Genomic DNA, 637 nt, shown 5'->3' with positions numbered 1-637 from the left:
TCCTGACCCGTGAGCTGGGGGTGCTCTACGCCGCGCACCACCACGGCCGGCCCGACCCCCTGCCACCCCTGCCCGTGCAGTACGCCGACTACGCCGCCTGGCAACGCCGATGGCTCACCGACGGCACCCTGCAACGCCAGGAAGACCACTGGCGACACACCCTCGCCGACGCACCCACCCTGCTCGAACTACCCACCGACCGACCCCGCCCCACCGAACAGGACCACCACGGCGCCCACCTACCCGTCACCATCGACACCCACCTCACCACCGCCCTCAAAACCCTCACCACCCAACACGGCGGCACCCTCTACATGACCCTGCTCACCGCCTGGGCCATCGTCCTGTCCCGCCTCTCCGGACACCACGACCTCATGATCGGCACCCCCACCGCCAACCGCCGCCGCGCCGAACTCGAAAACCTCATCGGCTTCTTCGTCAACACCCTCGCCCTGCGCATCGACCTCACCGACAACCCCACCACCACCCAACTCCTGCACCGCGTCCGCGACCTCACCCTCACCACCCTCGACCACCAGGACCTCCCCTTCGAACAGGTCGTCGAAGCCGTCAACCCCACCCGCAACCTCGCCCACACCCCCCTCTTCCAGGTCATGTTCGCCTGGCAGAACACCGA

Annotated in this window: 1 protein-coding gene; it reads left to right on the top strand. The window is 68.3% G+C overall.

Annotated elements, in window-relative coordinates:
* Positions 1 to 637 (top strand): condensation domain-containing protein (locus ACFHW0_RS31730; RefSeq protein WP_416613309.1); only part of this gene is annotated, 637 nt, incomplete at both ends.

It is taken from the genome of Micromonospora sp. LOL_025 (genome assembly GCF_048060285.1).
Taxonomy (GTDB): Bacteria; Actinomycetota; Actinomycetes; order Mycobacteriales; family Micromonosporaceae; genus Micromonospora.
This window is presented reverse-complemented; position numbering and strand designations above follow the sequence as displayed.